Genomic DNA, 21,863 nt, shown 5'->3' with positions numbered 1-21,863 from the left:
CCCGTGCGAGACTCACTCAGGAATCCAGCGCAATTATGAATGTCCTGATCGTTGATGATGAACCCCTGGGCCGCGAGCGCCTGAGCCGGCTGCTTGGCGAGCTGGAGGGTTACACCGTGATGGAGCCCAGCGCCACCAACGGCGAGGAGGCCCTGACCCTGATCGAAAGCCTCAAGCCCGATGTGGTGCTGCTGGATATCGGCATGCCGGGCCTCGATGGCCTGCAGGTCGCCGCCCGGCTGTGCGAGCGCGAGTCGCCGCCGGCGGTGGTGTTCTGCACCGGCGACGATGAATACGGCAGCGAAGCCTTCAGGGACAGCACCCTGAGCCATGTCGAGAAGCCCATCCAGCCCCAGGCCCTGCGCGACGCCCTGCGCCGGGCGGAAAAACCCAACCGTGCCCAACTGGCGGCGCTGACCCGCCCGGCCGGCGAGGCCGGTGGCGGCCCGCGCAGCCATATCAGTGCCCGTACCCGCAAAGGCATCGAGTTGATCCCCATTCCCCAGGTCATCTACTTCATCGCCGACCACAAGTACGTCACCCTGCGCCATGAAGCGGGCGAGGTACTGCTCGATGAACCGCTCAAGGCCCTGGAGGACGAGTTTGGCGAGCGTTTCGTGCGCATCCACCGCAACGCGCTGGTCGCCCGTGAGCGCATCGAGCGCCTGCAGCGCACGCCGCTGGGGCATTTCCAGCTCTATCTCAAGGGCCTGGAAGGCGACGCCCTGACCGTCAGCCGCCGCCATGTGGCGGGGGTGCGCAAGATGATGCAGAGCCTGCACTGAAAGGCCTCAGGGAACGTGGGAGCGGGCTTGCCCCGCGATAGCAGTGCAAGATCCGCCATCGCAATCGCGGGCCAAGCCCGCTCCCACGCAAATCGCGACCAGTATCGACTGTGCAGGGAGCGTGATTGCTGATCTGAATCTGCGGGCACAACCGGAGGAGCTGTTATCATCGGCGGTATTTCTCTGGATCGGTGCGTTTCATGTCCACTCGCGAAATCCGCATTGCCACCCGTAAAAGTGCCTTGGCCCTGTGGCAGGCCGAATACGTCAAAGCCCGCCTGGAACAGGCGCATCCCGGCCTTCTGGTGACCCTGGTGCCAATGGTCAGCCGCGGCGACAAGCTGCTCGACGCGCCGCTGGCGAAGATCGGCGGCAAGGGCCTGTTCGTCAAGGAGCTGGAAACCGCCCTGCTCGACAACGAGGCCGATATCGCCGTGCACTCGATGAAGGATGTCCCCATGGACTTCCCCGAGGGCCTGGGCCTGTACTGCATCTGCGAGCGTGAAGACCCGCGCGACGCCTTCGTTTCCAACAACTTCGCCAGTCTTGAGGCCTTGCCGGCCGGCAGCATCGTCGGCACTTCCAGCCTGCGCCGCCAAGCCCAGTTGCTGGCGCGCCGGCCCGACCTCGAAATCCGCTTCCTGCGCGGCAACGTCAACACCCGCCTGGCCAAGCTCGATGCCGGCGAGTACGACGCCATCATCCTCGCCGCCGCCGGCCTGATCCGCCTCGGCTTCGAGGACCGCATCACTGCCTCCATCAGCGTCGATGACAGCCTGCCGGCGGGCGGCCAGGGCGCGGTGGGCATCGAATGCCGCAGCGCCGACGCCGAGATTCATGCCTTGCTGGCGCCGTTGCACCATGCCGACACCGCCGACCGGGTGGTGGCCGAGCGTGCCCTGAACAAGCGCCTCAATGGCGGCTGCCAGGTGCCGATCGCCTGCTACGCGGTGCTCGAAGGCGAGCAGCTGTGGCTGCGCGGCCTGGTCGGGCAGCCCTCCGGCGGCATCTTGCTGGTGGCCGAGGCCCGGGCGCCGCGTGCCGATGCCGAGCGCCTGGGCGTGCAGGTCGCCGAAGACCTGCTCGGGCAGGGCGCCGAGGCGATCCTCAAGGAAGTCTACGGCGAGGCCGGCCACCCGTGAGCCCCTGGCGCCTGCTGCTGACCCGGCCTGAAGAGGACTGTGCGGCGCTGGCGCAGACCCTGGCCGACGCGGGCATCGCCAGCGCCAGCCTGCCGTTGCTGGTGATCGAGGCGATTGCTCCAGGCCCTGAGCAGGTGCAGCGCCTGCGGGCGATCGGCGAGGCCCGGGCCATCATCGTGGTCAGCAAGCCGGCGGCCCGCCTGCTGTTGGAGCAGCTCGCCGAGACAGGGGTGACGCCGCCGTCCGCCGGTTGGTTCACGGTGGGCGAGGCGACGGCGCGGATCCTTCAGGAGCACCGGTTGCAGGTGGCCTTTCCGGCGGCCGGCGATGACAGCGAAGCCTTGCTCGCACTGCCCGCCCTGCGCGAGGCTATGGCCGTGCCGGCACCCCGCGTCCTTATCGTTCGCGGTGTCGGAGGTCGTGAACTGCTGGCCGAGCGTCTTGCCGAGCAAGGTGCTAGTGTCGATTATCTGGAATTGTATCGCCGCTGCCTGCCGCACTACCCCGCCACGACCCTCGCCCAGCGCATCGATGGGGAACGCCTCAATGGCCTGGTGGTCAGCAGTGGGCAGGGTCTGGAACACTTGCATCGATTGGCAGGTGCGGATTGGCCGCGGTTTTCCCGCTTGCCGCTGTTCGTGCCCAGCCCCCGGGTGGCCGAGCAGGCCCGTGCACTCGGGGCAAAAGACATTGTGGATTGCCGTGGCGCCAGCGCCGCGGCCTTGCTGGCAGCCGTGCAGCGAAGCGCTGCGCCTGCCTCTTAAGGCGCTAAGCTAGAGAGCGATGCGCCACCATGCAAAGGATGGATACGTGAGCGAAACTGTCTTGTCCAACACCGAACAGCCCTCGGCGCCAGAAGCGTCGCAATCCGTCACCGCCAAACCCGCCCGACGCTCCGGCAACGGCTTGGCGCTACTGGCCCTGCTGCTGGGCGCCGCCGGCGTCGCGGTTGGCGGCTGGGGCGCCTGGCAGGTCCGCCAGCTGCAAGGCAGCGAGCATGACCAGGGCGAACACCTGCAAGCGCTCAATCAGCGCGCCGACGCGCTGCAGCAGCGTGAGCAGCAGCTCAGTGCGCAGCTGGGCAGCCTGCCGGCGGCCAGTGAGCTGGAAGACCGCCGGCGCCTGGTGGCGCAACTGCAGGGCGACCAGCAACGCCTTAGCCAGCGCCTGGAGACCGTGCTCGGGGAGAGCCGCAAGGAGTGGCGCCTGGCCGAGGCCGAGCACCTGCTGCGCCTGGCCACCCTGCGCCTGTCGGCGTTGCAGGACATCACCAGCGCCAAGGCGCTGGTCGAAGGTGCCGATGAGATCCTTCGCGAGCAGAGCGATCCCGGTGCCTTCGCCGCCCGCGAACAGTTGGCCCGCAGCCTGGCGACGCTATCCGGCACCGAGCAGCCGGATCGCACCGGGCTGTTCCTCAAGCTCGCCGCGCAACGCGAGCTGGTGCAGCAGCTCAGTGCCCAGTCGCCGGAATTCGACAGCAAGGCTGACGCCATGGGCGCGCTGACCGCCGATGGCGATGGCGCCAGCCGCTGGTCGCAGTGGTGGGCCGAGATCTCCAAGTACTTCCAGATCGAGTTCAATGCCGACGACAACGTGCGCCCGTTGCTGTCCGGGCAGTCGCTCAACCAGCTGCGCCTGGCCCTGAGCCTGACCATCGAGCAGGCGCAGTGGGCGGCGCTCAACGGCGAGGCCAAGGTCTATGCCCAGGCCCTGGACGATGCGCGCAGCGTGTTGCTGGCCAACTTCAACCCGGACAACCCGCAAAGCAAGGCGATGCTCGACAACCTCAACCAGCTGGCCGAACAGCCGGTGTCGGTGGTCACGCCTGACCTGAGCGAGAGCCTGGCCGCAGTGCAGGCCTATATCCAGCGTCGCCACCTGCCGGCTGCCGCCGAAGGGGCCAAGCCATGAAGCGTGTCTACCTGCTGGCGGTATTGGCGATTGTCGTCGCCGCGGCGCTGGGCATCGCGATCGCCAAGCACAGTGGCTACGTACTGATCGCCTACGGCAGCTTCCGCTACCAGTCGGGACTGTGGGCGGCGCTCGGCGCGTTGGTCGGTATCATCCTGCTGCTGTTGCTGGTGCGTTACCTGGTCGGGCTGGTGCTGACTTCGTCCGGGGTGGTCAACCCGTGGTCGCGACGCAACCGCAGCCGCCGCACCCGCATCGCTGTCGAGCAAGGCCAGCTGGACCTGGCCGAGGGGCGCTGGGCGAGTGCCCAGCGGCACTTGCAGCGTGCTGCCGAGTCCGATCGCCAGCCGCTGCTCTACTACCTCGGCGCCGCGCGTGCCGCCAACGAACAGGGACGGGTCGAAGAACGCGACAATCTGCTCGAACGCGCCCTGGAACGTCAGCCCCAGGCCGAGCTCGCCGTCGCCCTGACCCATGCCCAATTGCAGATGGACCGGGGCGAGAGCGAGGGTGCCCTGGAGGCCCTGCAGGCGATGCAGGAGCGTCATCCGCACAATGCCCAGGTGCTGCGCCTGTTGCAGCGCCTGCACCTGGAGAGGGGCGACTGGCCGGCGTTGATCCGCCTGCTGCCGGACCTGCGCAAGCACAAGGTGCTGCCTGCGGCGGAACTGGCCGACCTGGAACAGCGCGCCTGGGGCCAGAACCTGGGCCTCGCGGCGGCCCGTGGCGAGGATCCGCAGACGGCACGCCAGGCGCTCGAGCGCGCCTGGCAGCAACTGACCAACGCCCAGCGCCAGGAACCGCAACTGGTGTCGGCCTACGCCGAGCAACTGCGTCAGGTCGGTGCCCAGGGCGAGGCCGAACAGGTGCTTCGCGGCGCGCTCAAGCGCGGCTACGAAAGCCATCTGGCGCGCCTGTACGGGCTGGTTCGCGGCGACGATCCGGCGCGCCAGCTGCAGACGGCCGAAGGCTGGCTGAAGGAGCACCCGCAGGATCCTAGCCTGCTGCTCACCCTTGGCCGGCTGAGCCTGCAGAATCGCTTGTGGGGCAAGGCGCGGGACTATCTGGAAAGCAGTCTGCGCCTGGAGCGTAATCCGGAAACCTGCGCCGAGTTGGCACGCTTGCTGGCCGGGCTCGGCGAGACCGAGCGCAGCAATCAGCTGTTTCAGGAGGGCCTGGGGCTGCTGGATGAGCGCCTGCTGGCGTTGCCACTGCCGGAGGGGGTTCGGGCCTGAGACCCAACCCTTACAAGGTGTTGAGAAGGGGCGTTCGACTTGGACTCGCCGGGGTCGCTTTGCGACCCTTTCGCGGCACAAGGCCGCTCCTACAGGTGATCGCGCAATCCTGTAGGAGCGGCCTTGTGCCGCGAATGGGCTGCAAAGCAGCCCCGGCAATATTGAATTGAAGCGGCCATATCCGAAAAAGCGCAAAGACCTTGAAAGGGATGGACCTGTCGCGCATCGCGGGCATACCTGCTTGTGCCGGTGCGATGTTTTGCCAGCGGCGCGTTGCATTATCTGATGAGCGATGACTCAAGACGCCCTCTGCGTAGAGGGCGTCGAATCGTCCTTCGTCCGCGTCGGAATATTCCCACGTTCCGCGAAAATGATTCCCTAGCCATTCAGCGACTTGTCTGCACTGTAGCGCCTTGATACAAAGCGCCCCTTTCCTCTACCGTTTCACACCACTTCCTTCATTTTCGGATCACTTCTGCCCATGTCGCTGGCCTGCTTGCGCAGCTCGTTCCTTCCCGCCTTCCTGGCCGCCGTGGCGGTGCTGGTCGCATCGTTTCGTCTCGAAAACGTGGTCGGCCTGGACCCCTGCGCGTTGTGTTTCAGCCAGCGCCTGATGCTGGGCTGTTTTGCGCTGGCCTGCCTGGTTGCCATGTTCCACGCTGGCGGCCGCCGCTGGCCTGCCTGGCTGGCGCTGCTGTTCGCGTTGGCTGGCGCCTTGCTGGCCGGGCGGCATGTCTGGCTGCAGGCCGAGCCGCTGCCCGCCAGTGGTTGCCACCTGCCCCTGGCGCATGTGGTCGAACGCCCGTGGAGCGAGATCCTGCAGGCATTCCTGCTGGGCAGCCCGGACTGCGTGTCGGTCAACTGGAGCTTCCTCGACCTGACCCTGCCGGAATGGAGCCTGCTGGCGTTCCTGTTGCTGGCGGCGGTGCCGTTGTCGTGGCTGGTGCTGTATCGATTGCGCCAGGACGCGGCGGGTTGATCCACGGCAATGCACCTGGGATTGCGCGACCAGCGGTGGCCGACGGCGGGATTAAACGCTTGTATGAACTTAGTCTGCTGCGTACCTTGAAGGGCAGGTCGCACGGGAATAATCTCCCAGCACGCTTACCGAAAATACAACTGCTCGATGCCGTTTGCTGACGTCACCTTTGTGCCACGGTGTTGTGTCGCGAGGTGCAGCGGCATCTACCCAGAAGGGAAGAGATCGCCATGCTCGATAGTTGCCAGAACGCCCAGGAACGCTGGGGCGGTGTTCACAAGCTGATCGATCGTTGGCTGGAGGAGCGCCAGGAGTTGGTGCATGCCTTCCGCGCCTTGCGCGATGCCAAGCCGGCCTTTGCCGACAAGGACAAGAACCGCGATTTTTGCGCGCTCCTGGTCGACTATGTCTCGGCCTGGCACTTCGAAGTCAGCGAGCAGCTGGTCAGCGAAGCCAAGGCCTTTGGCGATACCAAGGCCCTGGAGCTTGCCACACAGATCAACCCGCGTATCGATGACAGCACCCAGATCGCGCTGGCTTTCAATGACCATTGCGAGAAGGGCGAGTGCACCGACCCCGAGCGCTTCGCGGACAAGCTGGGCAAGCTGGGCGGCCTGTTGCGAGAACGCTTCGAGCTGGAGGACTGCCTCATCGAAGTGCTGCATACCGCGCACAAGGAAGAGGACGCGCTGCAGGCCTGATTCAGTTGGCCACGTCCAGCAGTTCGATCTCGAACACCAGTGGGGTATAGGGTGCGATCAGGTCACCCGCACCGTCGGCGCCATAAGCTTGCGCCGACGGGATCACCAGGCGCCATTTCGCCCCCGCCTTCATCCGTGGCAGTGCCACCTGCCAGCCCTCGATCACCGAGTCCAGCTTGAACCATTGCGGTTGCAGGTTCTGGTCGAACACCGTGCCATCCGGCAGTTTCCCCACATAGCGCACCTGCACGCGACCGCTGGCCTTGGGTTGCGCGCCGCTGCCGCTGGCCAGTTCGCTGTAGAGGATGCCCTCGGGCAGCTCGCGTACCCCGGCCTTGGCCCGCTCGCCGGCAATGAAGCGTTTCTCCGCTTCCACCAGCTTGTCCACCTGGGCCTGTTCGGCGGCGGCGTTGGCTTGCGTCTCGTGCTGCTCGAGGATGGCCTGCATGCGTGACTTGGCAATGCGTGGCGGCTGGCCCTGGTAGGCCTGGCGCAGGCCTTCGACCAGGGCGTCGAGCTGCAGGCCGGGGACTTCCTGGCGCAGGCGCTCGCCCAGGCTGGCACCAAGGCTGTAGGCCAGGTCGCTGTCGTTGGCGGGAGCGGTTTCGGCGTTGGCCAGGGAGAGCGGCATCACCAGGCACAGGCCCAGAATCAGATAACGAGGCATGGACGGTTCCTGCGGTAAAGAGCGCAAAGTATGCCAGCGTTGTTGGGCGAAGATGTGTAAATATCGGCAGTGCACTAATGGGCAACTACACTTGTTTCCAGCTGCAAGACAACAACTTTGCCCAGGCATGCAACGCGGCGCTACTGAGACTGTCAACATGCCCTAGCGGCGGTAGCAGCAGAAGCATAGTATGAGCCGCACTCTCGTCAGCCAGGAGGTAAACCATGTCGGCCAAGAAGAAAGCAGTCAGTACGCCGTTGCACCTGCTCCAGCAACTTTCGGGTAGCTTGCTCGAACATTTGGAAGATGCCTGCTCCCAAGCGCTGGCGGATGCCGAGAAACTGTTGGCCAAGTTGGAAAAACAACGTGGCAAGGCCCAGGAGAAACTGCATAACGCTCGCCTGAAGTTGCAGGACGCCGCCAAGGCCGGTAAAGCCAAGGCTCAGGGCAAGGCGCAAAAAGCCGCGGGTGAACTTGAACACTTGCTCGATTCGCTCAAGGATCGCCAGGCCCAGACCCGAACTTACATCCAGCAACTCAAGCGTGATGCCCAGGAAAGCCTGAAACTGGCCCAGGGTGTTGGCAAAGTGCGTGAGGCGGCCGCCAAGGCCCTGGACTCGCGTACTGCGGCACCGAAAGCGGCCGCGAAACCTGCTGCCAAACCAGCGGCCAAGCCTGCTGCGGCCAAGGCCCCGGCGAGGACTGCAGCCGCGAAACCTGCCGCCAAGCCAGCGGCCAAACCGGCTGCTGCCAAGGCTCCCGCGAAGACCGCTGCAGCGAAACCTGCCGCCAAGCCAGCGGCCAAGCCTGCTGCTGCCAAGGCACCGGCGAAGACCGCCGCCGCGAAACCTGCCGCCAAGCCAGCGGCCAAGCCTGCTGCCGCCAAGGCACCGGCGAAGACCGCCGCCGCGAAACCTGCCGCCAAGCCAGCGGCCAAGCCTGCTACTGCCAAGGCCCCGGCGAAGACCGCCGCCGCGAAACCTGCTGCCAAGCCAGCGGCCAAACCAGCTGCTGCCAAGGCCCCGGCGAAGACCGCTGCAGCGAAACCAGCAGCCAAAGCTCCGGCCAAGCCTGCCGCCGCCAAGGCCCCGGCCAAGCCAGCAGCGGCCAAGCCCGCGGCGAAACCTGCAGCCAAGCCAGCAGCCAAACCGGCCGCTGCCAAAGCTCCGGCCAAGTCTGTAGCCAGCAAGCCAGCCGAAAGCAAGCCAGCCACGCCGACCGCCAGCGCCACCCCGACGCCTGCGACCAGCGCGACCAGCGCGGCCACGCCTGCGGCCACCGCCACTGCGGCTCAGTCGCCGACTTCGGCGTCCTGAAGCTCACGGGCCGCGGCGCGCAGCTGATGCAGCGCGTCGTGGTCCCGGGCCTGGTCCGGCGCCAGCCGGGTCAGCCAGTCCTGCGCGGCGCCCGCTTGCGCAGGCCACTCGTGCGCCAACGCCTCCAGACGCTCCAGCAAGGTGCGTTCAGCCTGCAACTCCAGCGCCTTCACCTGCTCACGCATCACGCTCAGTTGCGGGTCGGCCAGCGCCTGCTCGCGCCATTGCCGGCGTAGCGCGCGCAGCGGCGTCACCACATCGCGTTGCCAGGGGCCGGCCAGGGCCTGCAGGGCGGCGATCCGCTGTTCATTGGCGGCCACGCCGCGGGCCTGCAGCCAGGTGCCGCAGAGCAGCAGGCAGACATCGCCGCCCAGTTCCTGGAGGGCCAGGCTGGCAGCCTCGACGCCTGGCCGGGCATACAAGGCCAGGGCGTGATTCCACAGGTCGGTGTGCATGGTTTCACTCGCGCCAGTGATCGGCGAAGCTGGTAGACTCCGCGACCATCATGATCAGACTATCGAACCTCACTTTACAGCGTGGTCCCCAGCGCCTGCTAGAAGGCGCCGAGATGACCCTGCACACCGGTCACAAGGCCGGCCTGATCGGCGCCAACGGCGCTGGCAAATCCAGCCTGTTCGCCCTGCTGCGCGGTGAGCTGTCGCCCGATGCCGGCGATTGCCTGCTGCCCGGCGACTGGCGCATTGCCCACATGCGCCAGGAGGTCGACACCCTCGACCGCATCGCCGTGGACTATGTGCTCGACGGTGATGCCCGCCTGCGCAAGGTCCAGGCGGATCTCGCGGCCGCCGAGCAGGCCCACGACGGCACCGCCCTGGCGCGCCTGCACAGTGAGCTGGACAGCGCCGACGGCTACACCGCCGATGCCCGTGCGCGCAAGCTGCTGGCCGGCCTGGGCTTCAGCAACGAGCAGATGGACCGCCGCGTCGGCGACTTCTCCGGTGGCTGGCGGATGCGCCTGAACCTGGCCCAGGCACTGATGTGCCCGTCCGACCTGCTGCTGCTCGACGAGCCCACCAACCACCTGGACCTCGATGCCATCCTCTGGCTGGAGGAGTGGCTCAAGGGCTACCCGGGCACGCTGCTGCTGATCTCCCACGACCGCGACTTCCTCGATGCCGTGGTCGACCATGTGCTGCATGTCGAACAGCGCAAGCTCAATCTCTACAAGGGCGGCTACAGCGCCTTCGAGCGCACCCGCGCCGAACGCCTGGCGCAACAGCAGCAGGCCTACGAGAAGCAGCAGGCGCAGCGCGCGCACATGGAAAAGTACATCGCCCGTTTCAAGGCCCAGGCCACCAAGGCCCGCCAGGCGCAGAGCCGGATCAAGGCCCTGGAGCGCATGGAGGAGTTGTCGGCGGCCCATGTCGATTCGCCGTTCGACTTCGTCTTCCGCGAGTCGGAGAAGATCTCCAGCCCCTTGCTCGACCTGTCCGAAGGCCGCCTGGGCTATGGCGACAAGGCCATCCTCGAGAAGGTCAAGCTGCAACTGGCGCCGGGTGCGCGCATCGGTCTGCTTGGCCCCAACGGCGCGGGCAAGTCGACCCTGATCAAGAACCTCGCCGGCGAGCTGCAGCCGTTGTCCGGGCGCCTGGTGCGCGGCGAGAACCTCGCCGTCGGTTACTTCGCCCAGCACCAGCTCGACTCGCTGGACGACAAGGCCAGCCCGCTGCTGCACCTGCAGCGCATCGCCCCGGGTGAGCGCGAGCAGACCCTGCGCGACTTCCTCGGCGGCTTCGACTTCCACGGCAACCGTGTCGATGAGCCTGTGGTGAATTTCTCCGGTGGCGAAAAGGCCCGCCTGGCCCTGGCGCTGATCGCCTGGGAGCGGCCGAACCTGCTGCTGCTCGACGAACCGACCAACCACCTCGACCTTGAGATGCGCCTGGCGCTGACCATGGCCCTGCAGGAGTTCGCCGGTGCCGTGGTGGTGGTGTCCCACGACCGTCACCTGCTCAAGAGCACCACCAACGACTTCCTGCTGGTGGCCGATGGCAAGGTCGACACCTTCGACGGCGACCTGGACGACTACAGCCGCTGGCTGGTGGAGTTCCGCCAGCGCAACGCGCCGGCCAGCTCCGCTCCGGTGAATCCGGACAAGACCGACAAGAAGGCCCAGCGCCAGGCCGCCGCGGCCTTGCGCCAACAGTTGGCCCCGCACAAGAAGGCGGCCGACAAGCTGGAGACCGAACTCAACCAGGTGCACCAGCAACTGGCCGAGATCGAAACGGCGTTGGGCGACAGCGGTCTGTACGAGGCCTCGCGCAAGGATGAGCTGCGCGACTTGCTGGCCCGCCAGACCAAGCTCAAGCAACGCGAAGGCGAGCTCGAGGAAGGCTGGATGGAAGCCCTGGAAACGCTGGAAAGCATGCAGGCCGAGCTCGAGGCGCTGTCCTGATGGAGGAGCTGCGTTCGCTGCTGCCCGGGCAGTGGATGGACACGTTCTGGCTGGGGCTGCAGATCCTGCTGATCCTGATCGCCGCGTTCATCCTGCAGCGCATGGTCGCCCGCGGCCTGCGCAGCCTGGGCGAACGCTACCCGTTGCCGCACGAACTGATGGTGCCGGTACGCGGCGCCCTGCGCTGGCTGATCATGGGCAGCGCGCTGCTGTTCGTGCTGGAGCGCATGGGGGTGTCCGCCACGGTGCTGTGGACGGCGTTATCGGGCTTTGTCGCGGTGGCAGCGGTGGCGTTTTTCGCCATCTGGAGCGTGCTGTCCAACCTGCTGTGCGCGGTGCTGATCTTCACCGTCGGGCCGTTTCGCATCGGCGATGTGGTCGAGCTGGTCGATACCCTCGACAAGCCGGGGGTGAAAGGCCGGGTGATCGCCATCAACCTGCTGTACACCACGCTAATGGAAACGCCGGAGGCGGGTGGGGCGCTGGTACAGGTGCCGAACAGCCAGTTCTTCCAGAAGGCGGTGCGGCGTTGGCGTGGCGCCGAGGCTTCGGTGGCACTGCAAGAGGCACCTGTCGAGGGCGACTGACAGGGTGCTGCTCGTTTAAATCGCGGGGCAAGCCCGCTCCCACGCCCTGGTCCTGTTGGATCGCTGGCGTGGGAGCGGGCTTGCCCCGCGATCGTTTCAAGCAGAAAAACCACTGGTTATTTTTTCGCCAACACCTTAGTTTAGCGGTTTGCAAAAGCTGTTCGAGCGAGGTGTGCGATGTCGATGGAAACGTGGTTGGCCTTCTTTGCCGCGTGCTGGGTGATCAGCCTGTCGCCGGGCGCCGGGGCCATTGCCTCGATGTCAAGCGGGCTGCAGTACGGTTTCTGGCGTGGTTACTGGAACGCCCTGGGCCTGCAACTGGGCCTGATCGTGCAGATCGCCATCATCGCCGCCGGTGTCGGCGCCATCCTCGCCGCGTCAGCCACTGCCTTCCAGGTCATCAAGTGGTTCGGCGTCGCCTACCTGGTCTACCTCGCCTACAAGCAATGGCGCGCCCTGCCGATGGACATGAGCGACGAGTCCGGCGTGCGGCCGATCGGCAAGCCGCTGAGCCTGGTGTTCCGCGGCTTCCTGGTCAACGTCAGCAACCCCAAGGCGCTGGTGTTCATGCTGGCGGTGCTGCCGCAGTTCATCAACCCGCACGAGGCGTTGCTGCCGCAGTATGTGGCGATCACCGTGACCATGATCAGTGTCGACCTGCTGGTGATGGCGGGCTACACCGGGCTGGCTTCGCGGGTGCTGCGCCTGTTGCGCACACCGAAGCAGCAGAAGCGTCTGAACCGCACCTTTGCCGGGCTGTTCATCGGTGCGGCGACGTTCCTCGCCACTCTGCGCCGGGCGCCGATCTGATCAATCGCATGAAGCCATTCGCGGGTAAACCCGCTCCCACAGGTACGCCACTGTCCTGGAGAGGAGTGGTATACCCGCGAATGCCGCGCCGCTATTTCTGCTTGTCCACCAGCCCCTTGAGCAGATCCATCGGCATCGGAAACACGATGGTCGAGCTCTTGTCCCCGGCGATTGACCCCAGCGTCTGCATGTAGCGCAACTGCATCGCCCCCGGCTCCTTGCCCAGCATCTGCGCCGCCTGCATCAGTTTCTCCGACGCCTGCAGCTCGCCTTCGGCATGGATTACCTTGGCCCGTCGTTCGCGCTCGGCCTCGGCCTGGCGGGCGATGGCGCGGACCATCGACTCGTTGAGGTCGACGTGCTTGATCTCGACGTTGGCCACCTTGATGCCCCAGGCGTCGGTCTGCGCGTCCAGCACCTCGCGGATGTCCGAGTTCAGCTGCTCGCGCTCGGCCAGCAGTTCGTCCAGCTCATGCTTGCCGAGCACGGCGCGCAGGGTGGTCTGGGCCAGCTGGCTGGTGGCGGTGAGGAAGTCCTCGACCTGGATGATCGCCTTCTGCGGGTCGAGCACGCGAAAGTACAGCACGGCGTTGACCTTGACCGAGACGTTGTCGCGGGTGATCACATCCTGGGGCGGCACGTCGAGGACCACGGTGCGCAGGTCCACGCGGACCATCTGCTGGATACCGGGAATCAGGATGATCAACCCTGGGCCCTTGACCTGCCAGAAGCGCCCGAGCTGGAACACCACGCCGCGCTCGTACTCGCGCAGGATGCGCAGGGCCGACAGCAGCAGTATGCCCAGCAGCACCAGCACGGCGCTGAATCCGAATTGCATGAACATCGTCTACTCTCCTTGCGCCGTGGGCGCAGTGGCGCTGACCTCCAGCGTCACGCCATGACGGGCCGTTACCCGCACGTGCTGGCCCGGCTGCAGCGGTGTCGCGCACTGCGCCTGCCACTGTTCGCCCTGGGCCTGTACCGAGCCGCAGAACGGGTTGTCCGCGCGCACCTGGGTCACTGTCACCAGGCTGCCGACCAGCCCGGCATCGCCGCTGACCAGGGCGCGCTTGCGCGCCTTCAGCGCCATGCCCAGCACGCCACCGAGCAACAGCGCCGAGAGCACCGCCAGGCTGATGATCAGCGTCAGCGGAATGCCAAAGCCAGGGGCGTCGGTGTCCATCAGGATCACCGCGCCGACCACGAAGGCGACGATGCCGCCGAAGCCGATCACCCCGAAACTGGGCAGGAACGCCTCGGCGACCATGAACGCCACCCCGAGCAGGATCAACGCCACCCCGGCGTGGCTCACCGGCAGCAATTGCAGGGCGTACAGCGCCAGCAGCAGGCAGATGCCGCCGACCACCCCGCCGACCCCGGAACCTGGATTCATGAATTCGAACAACAGGCCGTACACGCCGATCATGATCAGGATCAGCGCCACGCTGGGGTTGGTGATTACCGCCAGCAGGCGGGTGCGCCAGTCCGGCAGGTGCTCCACCACATTGGCGCCAGCGGTCTGCAGGGGCAGGGCCTGGCCGGCGACGGTCAGCGTCCGGCCATCGAGCTGGCGCAGCAGGTCGGGCAGGTCAGCGGCGACCAGGTCGATCACCTTCAGCCGCTGGGCTTCGCTGGCCGACAGGCTGACCGCCTCGCGCACGGCCTTTTCCGCCCAGTCGGCGTTGCGCCCGCGCAATTGCGCCAGGCCGCGGATGTAGGCCGCGGCATCGTTGACCTGTTTGCGGGCGAGGGTGTCCTGCTCGCTGTTCGCGGCGGGCTTTTCCTCCGTGCCGGGGACACCGATCTGTACCGGCGTCGCCGCGCCCAGGTTGGTCCCTGGGGCCATGGCCGCCACGTGGCTGGCGTAGAGAATGTAGGTGCCGGCGCTGGCCGCCCTGGCACCGCCCGGGGCGACGTAGGTGGCCACCGGCACCGTGCTTGCGAGGATGGCCTTGATGATCTGGCGCATGGCGCTGTCGAGCCCGCCGGGGGTGTCGAGGCGGATCACCACCAGTTGCGCGCCTTGCGCCTGCGCCTGGTCCAGCCCGCGCAGCAGGTAGTCGGCGCTGGCCGGGCCGATGGCGTCGTCGACGCTCAGCAGCCACACGTTGCCGCCGGGCGCGGCCTGGCCGCCCGGGGCGAAGCCCAGGATCAGCAGCAACAGCAGCATGTGCCAGCGCCGGGCGATCACCTGTCGTCACCTCATGCGGACCTGTCCCTGAAGTTTAGCCGTGGCTGCCGGGCCACGGCCTAAACTTGAGGGTGGGGGCAAAACCGGAGGTGCATCATGCGTATGGCCAAGACCCTTCAGCAGCGCCTGGACCAGGCCAACTGCGACTACGACATCATTCCCCATCCCCATTCGGCCACCAGCCTGGAGTCGGCGCGCACGGCCGGCGTACCCGCCGAGCGGGTCGCCAAGTCGGTGATGCTCGATGACCGCCATGGCAACTACATCATGGCCGTGCTGCCGGCCAACCGGCACCTGGACATGACCGAGGTGCGCATGACCGGCGCCTGGCAGCTGACCCGCGAAAGCAACCTGCCGAGCCTATTCGGCGATTGCGAGCGCGGCGCCATCCCGGCCCTGGGCGACGCCTACAACATTCCCATGCTGCTCGACCGGACCCTTACCCGCCAGGGTGATGTCTATCTCGAGGCAGGTGACCACGATCACCTTATCCACATGAGCATGGAGCAATACTTGAAACTGGTGCCGCACGCCGAAGTGCGCGAACTGAGCTGATGCTCGCAACCCACGCCGGGCTGGCGTCGTGGACGACCGGCCCGGCCATAGGAGTGAATCATGGAAGCGCCGATCCACAAGTTTTCCGAACTGTTCAAGCAACTGGGCCTGCCGGACGATGCGCTGGGCATCGACCAGTTCATCACCAGTCATTCGCCGCTCAAGGGGGATGTGAAGCTGGTGGATGCGCCGTTCTGGAACGAGTCCCAGCGTTCGTTCCTCAGGGACAGCATCCTTGAAGATGCCGATTGGGCGGAGCTGTTCGACCAACTCAACGAAGCGCTGCGCCGTCCCCGCCAATAAAGCGCCGAGCGGCACCTGATGGGTGATCGGGGCGTTGCTATGCTCAGGGAAAACAAGAGGGGATGGCGCAATGAAAGATCCCTACGCACCAGGTTTCTGGTGCACCGTGACGATCCTGGGCACCCTGACCGCCGGCTACTTCTACGGTATCCGGCACACCCACACGATGAACCAGGCCGTGCAGTTTCTCTATGCCGCCGCCGCCGTGACCGCGGCGGTGGCGTTGTGCGGCCTGGCGTGGATCGCCTGGCAGCAGCTGCACCTGAACAGGCGCGAAGTCGCCCAGGGGCGAACGTTGCTGACCATCTGGAACACCAAGGTCGCCCTGCGCCGGGTCGAGACGGTGTTCGACCGTTATTTCTGGGGCAGCTACTGGCATTCCGGGCGCACCTTCGAGGAGGTGATGGGCGAGCTCAAGGGCACGCCGCTGGAGCAGAGCCTGGACGCCCTCAAGCGCCAGTGCCGGGAACTCGACCGGGAAGTGCACGACCATCACCATCACTGGCTGGCCAATGCCCGCGACCTGTCCAGCGTGGCCACGGCCATGGCCCGCGAGCGCTATCAGCTGGACCTGTGCGACGCGCCGGCCCGTGACGGCGGCAACACCGCCGTGCTCAACAGGGATCTGGAAGTGCTGGTGTACACCTGGTCGGCGCGCCTGCGCAGCTTCGACCATCAGCTGGACGAGCTGGAGCGCGCCTATCACTGAGCAGGGTCATTCACCGCGGATGTATTGCTCTAACTGGACAATCTGGTTTGCCTGCTCAGCGATGATCTCTTTAACCAAGTCACCGATCGAAAGCAGGCCGATGAGCTTGCCGTTTTCAACCACGGGCAGGTGACGCAGGTGGCGGTTGGTCATCAGGTTCATGCAGTACTCAAGGTTCTGCTTGGGTTCCACGGTGATCACAGGGGCGCTCATGATCTCGTGTACCTTGGTGAATGGAGATGAGCGCCCCTTGAGTACAAGTTTACGGGCGTAGTCGCGTTCGCTGACGATCCCTACCACCTGGTCATTGTTCACCACCGGCAAGGCGCCGACATTTTTCTCCGCCAGCAGCTTCAAGGCATCCAGCACCGAGTCATCAGGGCCGATGGTGTAGGCGGTCTGGTGCTGGGACTTGGCTTTGAGGATTTGTTCGACGTTCTTCATACGGGCCTCTGTGGGTGGAAACGCGACGTGTCGGAGTAAATAAAGCATCCGGCACGGCGCTCTGCACGGCAATGCAGGAAACGGCATCGAGGTGATTGAAAAACGTCATCGCGTCCACCAGGGCGCGGTGGCACTGTACGACTGGCATCATCAGCCCGCTCCCACAATGCCCGCCCTTGGGACCATCCCTTTTAAGGGTTATGCGTTTTTGGGATATGACCGCTCCAACTCAAGATTGCCGGGGTCGCTTTGCGACCCTTTCGCGACACAAGGCCGCTCCTACAGGCGACCGCGCGCCCCTGTAGGAGCGGCCTTGTGTCGCGAAAAGGGCTGCAAAGCAGCCCCGGCAGGCCTAAGCCGGACGCCAATTCTCAACACCTTGAAAGGCATGGCCCTTGGGACGAGAACCTCAGAGCTTCGGCATCTGCCCGATCCGCGCCACCATCTCGCTGACGATCTGCAGGTCGAGCATGAACTGCTCCACGGTCTTGAACTCGTTGTCGTTGTGCCCGGTGTACTTCACGTCCGGCATGGCCAGGCCGAACTGCACGCCATTGGGCAGGTCATGCACCGAGGTGGCGCCGGCGGAGGTGCCGTACTCGTGCTTCATGCCCAGGTTCTCGCTGGCCACGGCCAGCAGGGCCTTGACCCATTCGCCCTCGGGGTTGCGGTACATCGGCTCGTCGAGGGTGTAGTCGAAGGCCACCGGGGTCTTGCTCTTGGCCTTCCACGCATCGAGCTTGCCGGCGATCTCGCCCTTCAGGGTGTCGAGCGACTTGCCCTTTGGAATGCGCAGGTTCACGGCCAGCTTCAGCGCCTGGTCATCCAGGCCGACGAAGGTCAGCGAGGTGGTCAGCGGGCCCATGAAGTCGTCCTTGAAGCCGACGCCGAGCTTGTTGCCCAGGTAGTCCAGGCCCCAGTTGTCGGAGGCGTAGCGGGCGGCGTCGGTGATGTGGTTGTGCTTGAGCGGTACGTCCTTGCCCAGGCCGTTGAGGAAGTCGAGCATGCGCGCCACCGGGTTGACCCCGGACTCGGGCTCGGAGGAGTGCGCCGACACGCCGGTCACGGTGAGCAGCACCTGTTTGCCGTCGACCTTGGCGTCGATGCTGAAGTCGCCACCATGGCGTTTGACGTAGGCCGCGCCGGCCTTGTTCAGCGCCTTGGCCAGGTCGGCCGGCTTGTCGCCGGTCAATGTCGCCACCGAGCTGCCGGGGATCTGGTTGGTGGCCAGGCCACCGGTGAGGTTGATCACTTCGGCGCCTTTGCCGTCACCGGCACGCTTGGCGAAGGTGGCCATGACGGTGCCATAGCCCTTCTCGGCGATCACCACCGGGTAGCCGCCATCCAGCGCCAGGTTGTAGTCGGGGGTGGCGTTGCGTTCGAAGTAGTAGGGGATGGCGTCGCCGGTGGTTTCCTCGGTGGTGTCCACCAACAGCTTGAACTGGCGCGCCAGCGGCAGCTTCTCGTCCTTGGCCACCTTCAGCGCGTACAGCGCGACGACGATGCCGTTCTTGTCGTCCTCGGTGCCGCGGCCATACATGCGGTCGCCCACCAGGGTGACCTTGAACGGGTCGAGCTTGGTGCCGTCCTTGAGCTTCCAGTTTTCCGGAGTGACCGGTACCACGTCGGCGTGGGCGTGGATGCCGATCACTTCCTTGCCTTCACCGAGGGTGATCTCGTAGACACGGTTGTCGATGTTGCGGAACGTCAGGCCGAAGCCCTCGGCCAGGGCCTTGATCTTGTCGGCGATCTTGATGAACTCAGGGTTCTCGTGCTGCGGCACACCCTCTTTGCGAACGGTCGGGATTTCCACCAGCTCGCGCAGGGTTTCCTTGGCGGCCTTGCCGTACTTGATGCGGGTGTAAAGGCCCAGCAGGCGGTTGATCTCGTCCTGCTGCTCGGCGCTCAGCGGCTTGCCGGCCAGGTACAGCTTGAGGGTGTCGTCCAGCTTGGCGGCCTTGGCCAGGTCGCTGCCGGCCAGCTTGCCGAGGAACTGCTTGAAGTCGGCCGGGTCGCTGCCGTCGTAGGCCTTGATGATGGCGGCGGACTGCTGCTGGGAGAGGTTGGCCTGGGCCGGGATCGAGAACATGGCCACGCTGGCCAGCAGGAGCGATACGGCGGATAGCTTGGTGAAGGGCATGGGTGTGGGCATTCCTTTGCAAGGGGTGGAGGGTGACCGTTTACGCAAACGGAAGATGCTCAAGCTATCACCAATGACCACCGGCACGGGAGAGGTGGCAATGTGCTTTTCTGCACAAACGTGCAAGCTTTCATCTACGGCGCGGCCTGCAGGTTTATGACAAAAATGCGTATCATTAGCGCTTTTTGTAATAAACATCGTGTCACCAGAGAAGCCCCCTCGAGACCATTGTTCCGGAACTTGCAAGGCCAGATCATCGTGCAGTGCTGAGGCCCGGAAACGAAAAAGCCCCGCCAGAGCGATCTGAGCGGGGCTTTTGCTGATGTCATGGCGCACTCGGCGGGATTCGAACCCACGACCCCTGCCTTCGGAGGGCAGTACTCTATCCAGCTGAGCTACGAGTGCAACGGGCCGCATGATACCCATCTGTGTCGGTGGCGTCCATGGCCTTGATCTGTGGAGTTTTTTCCCGGGGGGGACAGCGGGTGCCGGTCACAGCGCGATCAGCTCCGGCCGCAGCCCCTCCACCCGCTGTCCCGCAGGCTTGAGATACCCGCCATCCCCGGTGATCTGGTGCAGGACCTTTTCGCGCAAGCCATGCAATGCCACGCCGGTGCGCTGGCGCGGGTGCGGCAGGTCGATTTCCACCACCGCCTTGATCCGTCCGGGCCTCGGCTCCAGCACCACCACCCGGTCGGCCAGGTAGGTCGCCTCCTCGGCATCGTGGGTGACCAGCAGGATGGTGATCTCCGAGCGTTCGCGAATCGCCAGCAGTTCATCCTGCAGCTGTTGGCGGGTCAGCGCGTCGAGGGCGCCGAAGGGTTCGTCCAGCAGCAGGATCCGTGGGCTGGCCACCAGGCCGCGGGCGATGGCCACGCGCTGGGCCATGCCGCCGGACAGCTGGTGCGGATAGGCGGATTCGAAGCCGACCAGGCCCACCAGTTGCACGTACTCGTGCACGCGCCGGGCGCGCTCGCCCTGGGTGAGTGTCTCGTTTACCAGCCCCAGGCCGATGTTTTGCGCCACCGTCAGCCATGGGAACAGGCGGTGCTCCTGGAACACGATGCCGCGTTCGCCGCCGATGCCGTTGACCGGCTGGCCGTCGACCCGGATCGTACCGCTGTAGTCGGTGTCCAGCCCCACCAGCAGACGCAGCAGAGTGGACTTGCCGCAGCCGGAGGAGCCGACGATGGCGATGAACTCGCCTTCGTTGATCGACAGGTCGAAGTCGCGGATCGCCTCGAACGGCTGGCCATCGACGCTGAAGGTCTTGCCGACCCCCTCGAAACTGACCAGCGGCGGCGTGGCGTCGGGTTGGTTGGCCGCGTGCAGGGCCGGGGTGATGAAGGCGTTCATGCGGATCTCCAGCGCGTGGCGCGCGATTCGAGGCGTTGGCCGAGGTGGCCGAGCAGGGCGCCGACCAGGCCGATCAGGACCATGGCGGCCATCACCTGGTCCATGCGGAACAATTGCTGGGCGCCGATCATCAGGCTGGCGATGCCGCCGTCCGAGGGCATGAAGTACTCGGCGCCGATGGTGCCGAGCCAGGCGTAGATCAGCGCCAGGCGCAGCCCGGCGAAGATCGCCGGGGCGGCGCCGGGCAGCACCAGCAGGCGCAGCCGGTGTGGCAGGTCCAGGCGCAGGGCCTGTGCCGCCTCGCCCAGCTGTGGCGGGAGGCTGGCGATGCCGCGCTGGGTGGCGATCAGCAGCGGGAAGAACGCCGCCAAGGCGACGAACACCAGCTTGGCGCCTTCGCCCAGGCCGAACCAGGCAGTCAGCAGTGGCACCCAGGCGAACAGCGCCACCTGGCGCAACGCTGACAGGCTCGGGCCGAGCAGGCGCTCGGCGTTGGCTGACAGGCCCAGCAGTAGGCCCAGCACGAAGCCTGCCCCGCCGCCGAGCAGCAGACCGGCCAGGGTGCGTTGCAGGCTCAGGCGCAGGGCCTCGGGTAACGAACCGTCGAGCAGGCCTGCGTACAGGCTGCGCAGCACATCCAGCGGTGAAGAGAGGATGTTGGCATCGACCCAGCCAAGGCTGTTGGCCGCCTGCCACAGCAGCAACAGCCCCGCGGGCAGCAGCAGGCTTTGCCAGCCGCGTGGCACCTGGCCGCGCAGCTGTTCGCCCGTGACCGGTTGCGGCCAGTGCAACAGGCCGCGTTCCAGGCGTGAGAAGCCGCGATCCATCAGTGCGCCGACCAGGCCGATCAGCAAGATGCAGAGGAACACCAGGTCGAGCATGAACAACTGCCGCCCCCAGACCATCAGGTAGCCGATGCCTTCGCTGGAGGCCAGCAGTTCCACCGCCAGCAATGACGTCCAGCCGGTGGCCAGGGCCAGCCGCACACCGGCAAGAAACGCAGGCAGCGCGGCGGGCAGCAGCAGGCGCAGGAACAGCAGGTGAGGGGGCAGGCGCAGGACGGCGGCGGCTTCGCGCAGTTTAGGTTGGGCATCGCGCACACCCACCAGGGTATGCAGCGTGACCGGCACCACCACGGCCTTGACCAGCACCACCAGCTTGAGCAGTTCGCCGATACCAAAGAACAGCATGAACAGCGGGATCCAGGCCAGGGTCGGGATCTGCGCCAGGGCGATGAAGGTAGGCAGTACCAGGGTCTGCGCCCGCCGTGATCCACCCAGCCAGGTACCCAGCAGCAAGCCACTGGTGATCCCTGCCAGCAACCCCCAGATCAGGCGTTGCAGACTTATCCACAGGTGAGCCCAGAGTTCGCCGGAGCCGAACTCCAGCGCGCTTTGCCAGACCAGCGCGGGGGCAGGCAGGATCTGCTCGCTCATCCAGTGCTCACGGCTGGCGACGACCCACAAGGCCGCCACCGCCAGTGGCATGATCCACGGCAGGTAGGAGCGGCCTTGCGCCGCGAAAGGGCCGCGCAGCGGCCCCCATAGACGGCGTAGGCTTACGCTCAAGACTTCGCTCATCAGGGCACCTCTCAAACCGTTCCTTGTTTATTCGCT

The 21,863-nt window shown here is 65.9% G+C and carries 22 protein-coding genes and 1 tRNA gene; 14 read left to right on the top strand and 9 right to left on the bottom strand.

The genetic code is table 11. From position 1 onward, the window contains the following. The first annotated feature begins 35 nt into the window (after nt 1-35). From ACZ899_RS18710 to ACZ899_RS18680, 7 genes are all read left to right on the top strand, one after another. Complete coding sequence (locus ACZ899_RS18710; protein ID WP_234562473.1) at nt 36-785, top strand: LytR/AlgR family response regulator transcription factor; 750 nt, start codon at nt 36-38, stop codon at nt 783-785. Nucleotides 786-985: 200 nt separating this feature from the next. Next, nucleotides 986-1,927 (top strand): hydroxymethylbilane synthase, encoded by a 942-nt coding sequence (gene hemC, locus ACZ899_RS18705; protein ID WP_232854795.1) that lies wholly within the window; start codon nt 986-988, stop codon nt 1,925-1,927. After that, a complete protein-coding gene (locus tag ACZ899_RS18700; RefSeq protein ID WP_234562472.1) occupies nt 1,924-2,691 on the top strand; it encodes a uroporphyrinogen-III synthase in 768 nt (255 codons plus the stop codon). The genes hemC and ACZ899_RS18700 overlap by 4 nt, the downstream gene beginning before the upstream one ends. 46 nt (nt 2,692-2,737) lie before the next feature. Next, a complete protein-coding gene (locus ACZ899_RS18695) occupies nt 2,738-3,838 on the top strand; it encodes a uroporphyrinogen-III C-methyltransferase (protein ID WP_232854797.1) in 1,101 nt (366 codons plus the stop codon). Beyond that, nucleotides 3,835-5,073: a heme biosynthesis protein HemY gene (locus tag ACZ899_RS18690; protein ID WP_232854798.1), complete on the top strand. Its 1,239-nt coding sequence runs from the start codon at nt 3,835-3,837 to the stop codon at nt 5,071-5,073. The genes ACZ899_RS18695 and ACZ899_RS18690 overlap by 4 nt, the downstream gene beginning before the upstream one ends. Before the next feature lie 481 nt (nt 5,074-5,554). Continuing rightward, nucleotides 5,555-6,052, top strand: a complete 498-nt coding sequence (locus ACZ899_RS18685; RefSeq protein WP_232854799.1) for a disulfide bond formation protein B — start codon at nt 5,555-5,557, stop codon at nt 6,050-6,052. A gap of 230 nt (nt 6,053-6,282) precedes the next feature. Then, entirely contained in the window at nt 6,283-6,753 is a 471-nt protein-coding gene (locus ACZ899_RS18680; RefSeq protein ID WP_050703285.1) for an Rsd/AlgQ family anti-sigma factor, read from the top strand. Nucleotide 6,754: 1 nt separating this feature from the next. Here ACZ899_RS18680 and ACZ899_RS18675 read toward each other — a convergent pair whose 3' ends face one another. Next, the gene (locus ACZ899_RS18675) at nt 6,755-7,420 is read right to left on the bottom strand and encodes an FKBP-type peptidyl-prolyl cis-trans isomerase (RefSeq protein ID WP_203648946.1); all 666 of its coding nucleotides are present in this window, start codon (nt 7,418-7,420) and stop codon (nt 6,755-6,757) included. A gap of 224 nt (nt 7,421-7,644) precedes the next feature. On the opposite strand from ACZ899_RS18675, the gene ACZ899_RS18670 reads away from it, so the two are divergent. Beyond that, complete coding sequence (locus tag ACZ899_RS18670; protein WP_234562471.1) at nt 7,645-8,736, top strand: AlgP family protein; 1,092 nt, start codon at nt 7,645-7,647, stop codon at nt 8,734-8,736. Here ACZ899_RS18670 and ACZ899_RS18665 read toward each other — a convergent pair. Then, complete coding sequence (locus ACZ899_RS18665) at nt 8,712-9,191, bottom strand: TIGR02444 family protein (protein WP_234562470.1); 480 nt, start codon at nt 9,189-9,191, stop codon at nt 8,712-8,714. The two genes, ACZ899_RS18670 and ACZ899_RS18665, sit on opposite strands and share 25 nt — an antisense overlap. A 50-nt stretch (nt 9,192-9,241) precedes the next feature. On the opposite strand from ACZ899_RS18665, the gene ACZ899_RS18660 reads away from it, so the two are divergent. The 3 genes from ACZ899_RS18660 (at nt 9,242) to ACZ899_RS18650 (ending at nt 12,549) form a co-directional block, all read left to right on the top strand. After that, complete coding sequence (locus ACZ899_RS18660) at nt 9,242-11,152, top strand: ATP-binding cassette domain-containing protein (RefSeq protein WP_203648933.1); 1,911 nt, start codon at nt 9,242-9,244, stop codon at nt 11,150-11,152. Continuing rightward, nucleotides 11,152-11,739 carry a mechanosensitive ion channel family protein gene (locus tag ACZ899_RS18655; RefSeq protein WP_234562469.1) on the top strand — a complete coding sequence of 196 codons (588 nt, stop codon included), beginning with the start codon at nt 11,152-11,154 and terminating at the stop codon, nt 11,737-11,739. The genes ACZ899_RS18660 and ACZ899_RS18655 overlap by 1 nt, the downstream gene beginning before the upstream one ends. 177 nt (nt 11,740-11,916) lie before the next feature. Then, on the top strand, nt 11,917-12,549 hold the full coding sequence (locus ACZ899_RS18650; RefSeq protein ID WP_203648922.1) for a LysE family transporter: 633 nt from the start codon (nt 11,917-11,919) through the stop codon (nt 12,547-12,549). Between the two features lie 91 nt (nt 12,550-12,640). Here the strand turns inward: ACZ899_RS18650 and ACZ899_RS18645 are convergent, their stop codons facing one another. Both ACZ899_RS18645 and ACZ899_RS18640 read right to left on the bottom strand, forming a co-directional pair. After that, on the bottom strand, nt 12,641-13,393 hold the full coding sequence (locus ACZ899_RS18645) for a slipin family protein (protein ID WP_203648914.1): 753 nt from the start codon (nt 13,391-13,393) through the stop codon (nt 12,641-12,643). 3 nt (nt 13,394-13,396) lie between these two features. Further along, on the bottom strand, nt 13,397-14,740 hold the full coding sequence (locus tag ACZ899_RS18640; protein ID WP_234562468.1) for an NfeD family protein: 1,344 nt from the start codon (nt 14,738-14,740) through the stop codon (nt 13,397-13,399). Between the two features lie 96 nt (nt 14,741-14,836). On the opposite strand from ACZ899_RS18640, the gene ACZ899_RS18635 reads away from it, so the two are divergent. The 3 genes from ACZ899_RS18635 (at nt 14,837) to ACZ899_RS18625 (ending at nt 16,307) form a co-directional block, all read left to right on the top strand. After that, nucleotides 14,837-15,295 (top strand): aminoacyl-tRNA deacylase, encoded by a 459-nt coding sequence (locus ACZ899_RS18635; protein ID WP_028688593.1) that lies wholly within the window; start codon nt 14,837-14,839, stop codon nt 15,293-15,295. A 60-nt stretch (nt 15,296-15,355) separates the two neighbouring features. Next, nucleotides 15,356-15,598 (top strand): DUF2789 domain-containing protein, encoded by a 243-nt coding sequence (locus ACZ899_RS18630; protein ID WP_028688592.1) that lies wholly within the window; start codon nt 15,356-15,358, stop codon nt 15,596-15,598. Nucleotides 15,599-15,668: 70 nt separating this feature from the next. Further along, nucleotides 15,669-16,307 (top strand): hypothetical protein, encoded by a 639-nt coding sequence (locus ACZ899_RS18625; protein WP_028688591.1) that lies wholly within the window; start codon nt 15,669-15,671, stop codon nt 16,305-16,307. Between the two features lie 6 nt (nt 16,308-16,313). Here ACZ899_RS18625 and ACZ899_RS18620 read toward each other — a convergent pair whose 3' ends face one another. From ACZ899_RS18620 to ACZ899_RS18600, 5 genes are all read right to left on the bottom strand, one after another. Continuing rightward, the gene (locus tag ACZ899_RS18620) at nt 16,314-16,751 is read right to left on the bottom strand and encodes a CBS domain-containing protein (RefSeq protein WP_203648906.1); all 438 of its coding nucleotides are present in this window, start codon (nt 16,749-16,751) and stop codon (nt 16,314-16,316) included. A gap of 409 nt (nt 16,752-17,160) precedes the next feature. Continuing rightward, the gene (locus tag ACZ899_RS18615) at nt 17,161-18,891 is read right to left on the bottom strand and encodes a dipeptidase (RefSeq protein WP_234562467.1); all 1,731 of its coding nucleotides are present in this window, start codon (nt 18,889-18,891) and stop codon (nt 17,161-17,163) included. A 328-nt stretch (nt 18,892-19,219) separates the two neighbouring features. Further along, nucleotides 19,220-19,296 (bottom strand) — tRNA-Arg (locus tag ACZ899_RS18610). 87 nt (nt 19,297-19,383) lie between these two features. Next, a complete protein-coding gene (locus tag ACZ899_RS18605) occupies nt 19,384-20,247 on the bottom strand; it encodes an ABC transporter ATP-binding protein (RefSeq protein WP_234562466.1) in 864 nt (287 codons plus the stop codon). Further along, nucleotides 20,244-21,827: an ABC transporter permease gene (locus tag ACZ899_RS18600; protein WP_267967233.1), complete on the bottom strand. Its 1,584-nt coding sequence runs from the start codon at nt 21,825-21,827 to the stop codon at nt 20,244-20,246. The genes ACZ899_RS18605 and ACZ899_RS18600 overlap by 4 nt, the downstream gene beginning before the upstream one ends. Nucleotides 21,828-21,863 lie beyond the last annotated feature (36 nt).

The organism is Pseudomonas sp. TE31087, from assembly GCF_057284075.1.
The sequence above is the reverse complement of the archived record's forward strand: the minus strand, read 5'-3'. Positions and strand labels throughout refer to the sequence as shown.

Bases quoted from the DNA above. Each gene is read 5' to 3' on its own strand.
- ACZ899_RS18710 (WP_234562473.1), top strand. From the start codon at position 36: ATGAATGTCCTGATCGTTGATGATGAACCCCTGGGCCGCGAGCGCCTG.
- hemC (WP_232854795.1), top strand. From the start codon at position 986: ATGTCCACTCGCGAAATCCGCATTGCCACCCGTAAAAGTGCCTTGGCC.
- ACZ899_RS18690 (WP_232854798.1), top strand. From the start codon at position 3,835: ATGAAGCGTGTCTACCTGCTGGCGGTATTGGCGATTGTCGTCGCCGCG.
- ACZ899_RS18685 (WP_232854799.1), top strand. From the start codon at position 5,555: ATGTCGCTGGCCTGCTTGCGCAGCTCGTTCCTTCCCGCCTTCCTGGCC.
- ACZ899_RS18680 (WP_050703285.1), top strand. From the start codon at position 6,283: ATGCTCGATAGTTGCCAGAACGCCCAGGAACGCTGGGGCGGTGTTCAC.
- ACZ899_RS18675 (WP_203648946.1), bottom strand. From the start codon at position 7,420: ATGCCTCGTTATCTGATTCTGGGCCTGTGCCTGGTGATGCCGCTCTCC.
- ACZ899_RS18670 (WP_234562471.1), top strand. From the start codon at position 7,645: ATGTCGGCCAAGAAGAAAGCAGTCAGTACGCCGTTGCACCTGCTCCAG.
- ACZ899_RS18665 (WP_234562470.1), bottom strand. From the start codon at position 9,191: ATGCACACCGACCTGTGGAATCACGCCCTGGCCTTGTATGCCCGGCCA.
- ACZ899_RS18660 (WP_203648933.1), top strand. From the start codon at position 9,242: ATGATCAGACTATCGAACCTCACTTTACAGCGTGGTCCCCAGCGCCTG.
- ACZ899_RS18655 (WP_234562469.1), top strand. From the start codon at position 11,152: ATGGAGGAGCTGCGTTCGCTGCTGCCCGGGCAGTGGATGGACACGTTC.
- ACZ899_RS18650 (WP_203648922.1), top strand. From the start codon at position 11,917: ATGTCGATGGAAACGTGGTTGGCCTTCTTTGCCGCGTGCTGGGTGATC.
- ACZ899_RS18645 (WP_203648914.1), bottom strand. From the start codon at position 13,393: ATGTTCATGCAATTCGGATTCAGCGCCGTGCTGGTGCTGCTGGGCATA.
- ACZ899_RS18635 (WP_028688593.1), top strand. From the start codon at position 14,837: ATGCGTATGGCCAAGACCCTTCAGCAGCGCCTGGACCAGGCCAACTGC.
- ACZ899_RS18630 (WP_028688592.1), top strand. From the start codon at position 15,356: ATGGAAGCGCCGATCCACAAGTTTTCCGAACTGTTCAAGCAACTGGGC.
- ACZ899_RS18625 (WP_028688591.1), top strand. From the start codon at position 15,669: ATGAAAGATCCCTACGCACCAGGTTTCTGGTGCACCGTGACGATCCTG.
- ACZ899_RS18620 (WP_203648906.1), bottom strand. From the start codon at position 16,751: ATGAAGAACGTCGAACAAATCCTCAAAGCCAAGTCCCAGCACCAGACC.
- ACZ899_RS18615 (WP_234562467.1), bottom strand. From the start codon at position 18,891: ATGCCCTTCACCAAGCTATCCGCCGTATCGCTCCTGCTGGCCAGCGTG.
- ACZ899_RS18605 (WP_234562466.1), bottom strand. From the start codon at position 20,247: ATGAACGCCTTCATCACCCCGGCCCTGCACGCGGCCAACCAACCCGAC.
- ACZ899_RS18600 (WP_267967233.1), bottom strand. From the start codon at position 21,827: ATGAGCGAAGTCTTGAGCGTAAGCCTACGCCGTCTATGGGGGCCGCTG.